The 8,230-nt window shown below is 64.2% G+C and carries 6 protein-coding genes, 1 tRNA gene and 1 pseudogene; 1 reads left to right on the plus strand and 7 read right to left on the minus strand.

The annotated features are described in order from the left end of the window. Positions 1-157 precede the first annotated feature (157 nt). The 5 genes from HHL26_RS21145 to paoA are packed head-to-tail and all read right to left on the minus strand — an operon-like array spanning position 158 to position 6,891. A complete protein-coding gene (locus HHL26_RS21145; protein ID WP_066553955.1) occupies positions 158-943 on the minus strand; it encodes a S1/P1 nuclease in 786 nt (261 codons plus the stop codon). A 60-nt stretch (positions 944-1,003) separates the two neighbouring features. Continuing rightward, positions 1,004-3,037, minus strand: coding sequence for a TonB-dependent receptor (locus tag HHL26_RS21150; protein ID WP_066561341.1), 2,034 nt, complete (start codon positions 3,035-3,037; stop codon positions 1,004-1,006). Positions 3,038-3,091: 54 nt separating this feature from the next. Continuing rightward, positions 3,092-5,308 (minus strand): aldehyde oxidoreductase molybdenum-binding subunit PaoC, encoded by a 2,217-nt coding sequence (gene paoC, locus HHL26_RS21155; protein WP_066553954.1) that lies wholly within the window; start codon positions 5,306-5,308, stop codon positions 3,092-3,094. Between the two features lie 3 nt (positions 5,309-5,311). Continuing rightward, the gene (locus tag HHL26_RS21160) at positions 5,312-6,262 is read right to left on the minus strand and encodes a xanthine dehydrogenase family protein subunit M (RefSeq protein WP_066553953.1); all 951 of its coding nucleotides are present in this window, start codon (positions 6,260-6,262) and stop codon (positions 5,312-5,314) included. Continuing rightward, on the minus strand, positions 6,259-6,891 hold the full coding sequence (paoA, locus tag HHL26_RS21165) for an aldehyde dehydrogenase iron-sulfur subunit PaoA (RefSeq protein WP_066553950.1): 633 nt from the start codon (positions 6,889-6,891) through the stop codon (positions 6,259-6,261). The genes HHL26_RS21160 and paoA overlap by 4 nt, the downstream gene beginning before the upstream one ends. Before the next feature lie 253 nt (positions 6,892-7,144). On the opposite strand from paoA, the gene HHL26_RS21170 reads away from it, so the two are divergent. After that, positions 7,145-7,219 (plus strand) — tRNA-Gly (locus HHL26_RS21170). A gap of 484 nt (positions 7,220-7,703) precedes the next feature. Here HHL26_RS21170 and HHL26_RS21175 read toward each other — a convergent pair. Together HHL26_RS21175 and HHL26_RS21180 are read right to left on the minus strand one after the other, a co-directional pair. Then, positions 7,704-8,036 carry a hypothetical protein gene (locus HHL26_RS21175; protein WP_169576698.1) on the minus strand — a complete coding sequence of 111 codons (333 nt, stop codon included), beginning with the start codon at positions 8,034-8,036 and terminating at the stop codon, positions 7,704-7,706. Positions 8,037-8,120: 84 nt separating this feature from the next. Next, positions 8,121-8,230, minus strand: a pseudogene (locus HHL26_RS21180) (IS5/IS1182 family transposase); the annotation flags it as partial.

Genomic DNA, 8,230 nt, shown 5'->3' on the forward strand with positions numbered 1-8,230 from the left:
GCTTAGCCAAGCCCTAAGGCCAATCGACATTCAGATGATGACGTGCCGAAAATGGTGGTTTTTCGTGACCCGGAGCGCAGCGTACTAAAAGTACGTGAGCACCGGAAGCACGGAAAAGCGCCATTTGCAGGCCGTCAGGGCTGAATGTCGATTGGCCTTAGGGCTGTTGCGGGGAATCGAAAATTGCGTTCAGGCAGGCGGCGATGCGGACGCCCGCACGGCGCAGCCGGTCGTCCAGCTCGGCGCGATGCTGATAGACATAGTCCCAGGACAAAGCCGGATCGGCCGAATAGACGGTCTTGCGCAGCGCAATGCTTTCGCGAGTCCAACTATCGGGATCGCAGATGCTCCAGGCGATCATCTGCTGCGGCGTGATCGAACGCGACAGCCAGTTCGCATATTCCGAATAGGACAGGGCGCGCTGCTCGATCAGGCCCGAATCCCAGACCGAATGCAGATTGGTCGCCGCACCGAAGAAGGTGACCTTCACATCATTGCCGCCACGGTCATCGCCGCCGCCGACATGCAGCGGTTGATGCAGATCCCCGATGATGTGAACGACGAAACGCAGTGCTTGGCGGCGGTCGTCCAGCGACGCCTTGGGATCGCGCAGGATTGCGGTGAAGCGGGTCAGGGCGGTCATCGCGTCGCCCTCCTTCGGGGCGTCGGATGGGCTGTAGTGATCGCCCTGCTTGACCGTGACATAATGCCAGGGGCTGGCCGTCTTGCGCCAATATTCGGCAGGGTCGGACCGCATGTCGTCGGGCCAGGTCGACGCCTCCGCCAGATCCTCCGTCCCCAGCAGCAGGCGGACCTGGGCGCGCGCCGCGCCGCTCAGATTCTGGTCGGCAATGGTGCCGGTGATCCGGTGACCGATCGGCCCCCAGGCCTGGGCGGGCGAAGCGGCGAGGAACGGCAGGGCGAAGAGGAATGAAAGGCGCATGGCGTCCCTCATACAGCTTTGCCCGGCCTCAGCCAGCGCGCTTTTTCAGAGGGTTGCGCTTCAGCTTGCGAAACGGAAACCGATCCACAGCGTCCGGGGCGTGCCAAGGTCGATGGACCCTCCGGCGTTGCGGGTAATCACCTCCTCGTCGAAGAGATTCTCGCCGCGCGCGACCAGGGTCACGCCATGGCCGAGGGGCAAGCGCGCCACCGCGTCGACCGTCAGCGCGTGGGGCAGCACATCGGTCTGGAGATCGTCCTCATATTGCTTGCTGACATAGCGCATCGTGGCGGAGAGCGCCGGACCTTGCTTCGGCTCCCAGGCGAGCGTGGCGCTGGCGGCATGACGCGGGCTTTGCGCGGGGGTGAGGCCGTCAAAGGCCATGCCCGGCGCATGCACGCTACTGTGGCTATAGGCGTAGGAAGCCGAAAGCAGGAAATCGCCTGCTCGAGCGGATGCCGTGAGCTCAAAGCCTTTGGCAATGATGGCATCAATGTTCTGGCGTTCCCGTACAATGATTTGTCGCCCTGCCACAACCGTTGAACTCCGGGTGACATTGCCAATGGCGTTGTCGAGGCGATTATAGAAGGCGGTCGCTGACAGGCTTACACCGGAAACGGGCGTTACATCGACACCTGACTCAACACCTTTTAACTTCTCGCTTTCAAGTGCCGGGTTGGCATTAGTAGTCACCATCGACGTGGCAGAACTGACCACGAAAGGCCGGTACAGTTCGTTGAGCGTCGGCAGCCGAAAGCCGGTATAGCCCGCGCCGCGTAGGGCGACGGCATCGCTGATCCGGTAAAGCGCACCCGCCCTTCCGGAGAACTGCCAGTCGGAACGATTGGCAAAGCTGTTGTTCGCCGCGCCCGTGCCGGTGGCGCGGAAGAAGCCGTCGCTGATCGTCCAGCGATCCGCCCGCACCCCGCCGGTCAGGACCAGGCGGCCCAGCGTCCAGTCATCCTCAGCAAAGAGGCCGGTGGTCATCTGCTCGCCGCCCGCATGGCGCCGGGCGGTGACGGGATTGGCGGCGATATTGGCGTTATAGGCGTCCTCGAACATGTCGCCGGTGGCGAAGCGGGTATCGGCGCCGAAGCGCAGCACATGATCGGGGCCGACCGGCGGGCGTAGTTCGATCTTGCCGCCGATGCCGGTCGAGGGCGTGTTGCGCTGGTCGAGCGACTTGCGGAAGCTGGAGGCCGAGATCACAATGTTGGAGAAGTTGCGCGCCTGGATATAGGCCAGCGCATCGACCTGCCACGGGCCACGCGAGATGAAGCGGATGCTGGCGTCCTGCCCTTCGCTCATGCTGTCCGCGCCCTTGAAGCGCAGGGTCCGCTCGTCATGGAAGATGGTGCCGCGAAACTGGATTTCCGATGTGGCGGAAAGCGGCGCGACGGCGCGCAAATTGGTCGACCAGCCGTCATAGGCGGCGGGCGCGGTGGCGGCGACGCGCTGGTCCTTGGGCGTGGTCTGGAACCCGTCGCCCCGGTCCCAGCGGCCCGACAGCGAAACATAGCCGTTGCCCAGATCCGGGATCAGGCTGGCGGAGAGTTCGGTCGCGTCCCTGCTGCCGTAGAAGGCGCTGGCGCCGAAGGTCGGGAGCTGGTCACGGGTAGCGCTGGCCAGTTCGATGGTCCCCGCCACCGCGCCCGCGCCGAAGGCTCCTATCCCGCCACCCCGCGTCACCCGCACCACCGACAGGCGGTCGGGCACCAGCGCGCTGAACGGGATATAGCCGAAAAAGGGATCGGCCATGGGCACGCCGTCGAGCAGCACCAGCGTCCGGCTGGACGCATTGCCGCCCAGAGCGCGCAATGTCGCCCCCTGCGCCGAAGGATTGGCCGAACGGCTGTCGGAGCGGCGGAACTGCTGGAAACCGGCGACATCGCCCAGCACGTTTTCGATCCGGCCGGAGGCGCTGTTGGTCAGCCGATCCCGGTCGATGATCACTGATCCATAGGCCGGCGTTCCGGGCGGCAGGGAAAGTCCCTCCCCCGTCACGACGATGCGGGCCGGATCGGGTGCCTCCGTCTCGGCGGCCGCGACGGTCGGTAGTGCGGCCAAAGCCAGTGACAGCGGAAGATATTTCATGACGCCCTTTCCCACCTCTTTTGCGGAGGGGACTAGGGACACCGGCGGAGAAGTTCAAGCGACCCTTTTTCCTGTTGACGCGGCCAGAATCTTGTCGATCGTCAGCGGATAATCGCGCAGCCTTATGCCCGTGGCATTGTAGATCGCATTGGCGACCGCCGCCCCCGCACCGCAAATGCCCAGTTCACCGACGCCCTTGGCCTTCATGGGTGAGCTTTTGTCGTCCAGTTCCTCGACGAACAACACGTCCTGATCAGGAATGTCGGCATGCACCGGCACCAGATATTCGGCCATGTCGTGATTGACGAAAAAGCCGAATCGGGTGTCGACGCTCAGTTCCTCCATCAGCGCCGCGCCGACCCCCATGGTCATCGCGCCGACCACCTGGCTGCGCGCCGATTTGGGGTTGAGGATGCGCCCGGCGGCAAAGGCTCCGCCCATGCGGCGGACGCGGACTTCGGCGGTGTCGATGTCCACGCCGACCTCGCAGAAATGCGCGCCGAAGGTCGCCTGCGCATAACGTTTGGCGAGGTCGCCATAGTCCATGCTGTCCTCCGCCCACAGCCCCTCGCGCCCCGCAAGCGTGCCGAGCGGCTGGGACTGGTTGCCCAGCCGCACCAGGCCATCTTCGAACAGCGCCTGGTCCGCCGCGAAGCCCGCCTTTTCCGCCAGCTTCGCGCGCAGGGCCATGGCGGCGGCATAGACGCCCGCCGTGGCGCTGTTAGCGCCCCATTGCCCGCCCGACCCGGCCGATGCGGGAAAGCGGCTGTCGCCCAGACGCACGGTCACGGCCTCCAGCGGCACGCCCAGCATTTCCGCCGCGGTCTGGCCGATGATCGTGTAGCTGCCGGTGCCGATATCGGTCATGTCGGTTTCGACGATGACATGCCCCCTGGCATCGACGCCGATGCGCGCCCCCGATTTGGTGACCAGATTGTTGCGAAAGGCGGAAGCGACGCCCATGCCGACCAGCCAGCGGCCATCGCGCACCTGACCCGGCTTGGGATTGCGGCGGTTCCAGCCAAAGCGTTCCGCGCCTTCGCGGAGGCATTCGACCAGCTTCCGGCTGGAGAAAGGACGCTGCGGTCCGGCTTCCGGATCATATTGCACATCGTTGCGGATGCGCAGTTCCACCGGATCGACGCCGCAGGCTTCGGCCAGTTCGTCCATCGCGACCTCCAGCGCGAGCAGGCCCACCGCCTCGCCCGGTGCGCGCATGGCGTTGCCCTCCGGCAGGTCCAGCGTCGACAGGCGATGCGTCGTCAACCGGTTGGGGCCGCGATAGAGCAGGCGCGTCTGCTGCGCCGCCGTCTCCGCCCCGCCGCCGGGCAGGTCGCCCGACCAGACTTCATGGGCTATGGCGTCGATCACGCCATGCCTGTCGGCGCCGATGCGGATGCGCTGGATGGTGGCGGGACGATGGGTGGTGTTGTTGGGGATTTGCGGCCGGGCGATCGCCACCTTGACCGGACGGCCGACCATGCGCGACCCCAGCGCCGCGAGCAGCGCATCGGCGCGCAGGAACAGCTTCGCGCCGAAGCCGCCGCCGATATAGGGGGAGACGAGGCGGATATTCTCCTTGGGGATCTTCAGCGTCTTCGCCATCTCGCCCACGCTCCAGGCGATCATCTGGTTGGAGGTCCAGAGGGTGAGCTTGTCGCCGTTCCAGGCGGCGATGGTCGCATGCGGCTCCATCATCGCATGGCTTTGGTCGGGGGTGGTGTAGCTCTGGTCGATCCTCACCGCTGCTTTGGCGAAACCGGCATCGAAATCGCCTGCCTTGGTATCCGCCGGCCCGCCGAAGCCGCCCTCGGGCGGGACGCCGTTCATGCGCTCCGCCGCGAGGTCGAACCGGCCCTGTTCCACGGCGTAGTCGATGCGGACGAGCTGGGCGGCGTCACGCGCATTTTCCAGCGTGTCCGCGATCACCAGCGCCACCGCCTGCTCATAATGTTCGATCTGCGGCCCGCCGAGCAGATGGGCGGTGTTCATATTGCCCTTGCCGAGCGCCCCCGCATTCTGGTGCGTGACGATGCCCAGCACGCCGGGCGCGGCCTCCGCTGCGCGCAGGTCCATGGCGCTGATCCGCCCCTTGGCGATGGCCGAACCGACGATCCAGCCATAGGCGGCGTTGGGCGCGGCATCATGCCGTTCATAGGCATAGGGCGCGGTGCCGGTGACCTTCGCGGCGCCGTCTATCCGGTCATGGGAAATGCCGATGACGCGGCCCCGGTCGATCGGGTTGGCGGTGGCTGGCGTGTCGAACTTCATGGCTCAGACCCCCTTCTGACGGTAGAGCGAGGCAAGGGTGCGGGCGGTCAGTTGCTGCTTGAACGCGTTGTGCTCGGTGGGGCGCGCGCCGCTGAGCGCCGCCTCGGCGACGGCTGCCGCGCCGGAGAGTGCTGCCGCATCGGCGGCGTCGGTGCGCCAGGGCTTGGTCCCTATGCCGCCGAAGGCGAAGCGGGCCTGGCCGTCCTTCGCGAACACCGCCGCGACCGACACCAGCGCGAAGGCATAGGAAGCGCGGTCGCGGACCTTGCGATAGACATGGGTGCCGCCCAGCGGCTTGGGCAAAGTGACCGAAGTGATGAGCTCGCCGGGCCTCAGCGCATTTTCCACCTCCGGCGTATCGCCGGGCAAGAGGTGGAAATCAGCGATCGGGATCGTCCGGCGGCTGCCGTCGGCGCTCGCCGTGTCGACGCTGGCATCCAGCAGGCGCAGCGCCACCGCCATGTCGGAGGGATGCTGCGCGATGCAAGATTCGCTTGTGCCCAGGATGGCGAGGCTACGGCTCATCCCCTTGAGCGCGCCGCAACCGCTGCCCGGCTTGCGCTTGTTGCAGGGCATGCGCGTGTCGTAGAAATAAGGGCAGCGGGTGCGCTGGAGCAGGTTGCCGCCCGTCGTCGCCTTGTTGCGGAGCTGCCCGGACGCGCCCGCCAGCAGGGCGCGGCTCAACACCGCATAATCGCGGCGGACCATTTTGTCGGCGGCGAGATCGGTATTGCGGACCATCGCCCCGATCCGCAGGCCGCCTTCAGCCGTCGGCTCGATGCGGTCGAGGCCCAGATGATTGACGTCGATCAGATGGGTCGGCATCTCGATCTGGAGCTTCATCAGGTCGAGCAGATTGGTGCCGCCCGCGATGAAACGCGCGCCCTGGGTCGCGGCGGCGGTCTTCGCTGCTTCCTCGACACTGGCGGCACGGCTGTAGGTGAATGGTCTCATGCCTTTACCCCCTCCTCCGCGACTTGGCGAATCGCCGCGACGATGTTGGGATAGGCGGCGCAGCGGCAGATATTGCCGCTCATCCGTTCGCGCACCTCGCTCTCGGAAAAGGCGATGCGGTCGAGATCTTGCGTGGCGTGGCTGGGGATGCCCGCCTCGATCTCCTCCAGCACCGCCACCGCCGAACAGATCTGGCCAGGCGTGCAATAGCCGCATTGATAGCCGTCATGAGTGATGAAGGCGCGCTGCATGGGATGGAGCTTTTCCGGCGTGCCGATCCCTTCGATGGTGGTCACATGATCGCCCTCATGCATCACGGCGAGGGTGAGGCAGCTATTGATCCGCCGCCCCTCGACAATCACCGTGCAGGCACCGCATTGCCCATGATCGCAGCCCTTCTTCGTGCCGGTCAGGTGCAAATGTTCGCGCAGGGCATCGAGCAGCGTCGTGCGCGGATCGAGTTGAAGATGCACTTCGCGGCCGTTCACGGTCAGTCCTACAGGCGTCATCGGCGCTCCTTCCTTGCGTCTGGCGGGAGCCGCCTGCGCCTCTCCCAAAGCGGGGATCGCGGCGGCGGCAGCGGCGCTACCCTGGAGCAGGCTGCGGCGCGTCAATGGTTCGGCGGTCATAGCTGCACTCCTCCTAATCCCCATGCGATACGAAATGGGAGGCGATTATATCCGTCAGTACGTCAGAGATTTAGGGAATGAACAGTAGCATATCGCAACGCAGCGCCAAGGCGCAATGCATGATTCCGCTATTTGGGACGAAATGGCTTCGCGGAGAAAAAAATGGCTTCCTGCAGATTCTCCCTTGCCGAGGTGGGAAGCCGCTGCTAGTTGCCCCCCACCCGCCGAGAGGACACCTCCTCCGGCCGCCAGAGCGGGCGTAGCTCAGGGGTAGAGCACAACCTTGCCAAGGTTGGGGTCGAGGGTTCGAATCCCTTCGCCCGCTCCAGATTTCGTAGAGAAAACAATAACTTACCCATCATGGGCAGAGGCTGGAATACCGCCGGGGTAACACTGGGGTAACTCTTCCCCTTTCCTATACCTGGTCCGATTGCCACTTTCAGGCATGAGCAATTCAACAATCTATCCCTGTGTCATGCTGCCACTACCGCCTTGGGCAGACCGGGATTGGGGTGGATTGCTGGGCAGCACAGCCGTGTTCAAGCCGACCTGCTAACGCCAATCCCTTCTAATTCTGTCTTCGACGCCCGTCGAACGTCGTCGGCGCGCAGCCAACTGGCGTCTTTCGGACGTACTATCTATGCTCGAAGGGTAAAAACGGTCGAGTCTGCGTTGCCTTCCGGCGTGTGCCCTTGGTTGCTTTACGCCATTTGTCGCCGCTCAGTTAAATTTTTCGCGCGCTTGTTCGCGCGCTTGGAAGTGAACCTTCCCGCTTTGCCGTCCAATCCGGCAGATAGGAACCTAGCAGATCATCAATCATCCGACGTAGCAATAATCGCCTCCATCGGATTGCCTCCATTTTCCTTCTCTACCGATGGCGTAACAACCCATGTCATCCGATTTCGACGACCGCCAGGAACCGAAAAAGCAGTAATGCGGCATCGGCGATTTGCCGGAGCTTCAACCAACGCCACATGATCGGGAGTGACTTCCTTTAATACGACAGCGCACAATCTGCCCATATATGGACGTCCTGCTATGTGATCGCACTTCTCATAATCGTCCCCGCATAAAGAGCATTCTTGGCGCTTAACGATAAGGCCAGCGCTCATGAACACCTGCGGCGGGAAGAACCACTTTTCCATCTCCCGCAAATGGTCGAAGCGCTTGTCGCGGTTAGTGAACCGGCCGCTGGCCCTAACGCTGGCGCTCAGAGCCTGTCTTGAATCTCATGCGTAACGAGCGATGCGTCGGATGAGGACGATGGCAGCGGCGGCATAGAGAAGCGCGGTTGCGGATTTGATAGTCCGCTCGAAGTCTTTGGCGAGGCGACGATTGC

This window comes from Sphingobium sp. TB-6, from assembly GCF_012927365.1.
GTDB lineage: Bacteria > Pseudomonadota > Alphaproteobacteria > Sphingomonadales > Sphingomonadaceae > Sphingobium.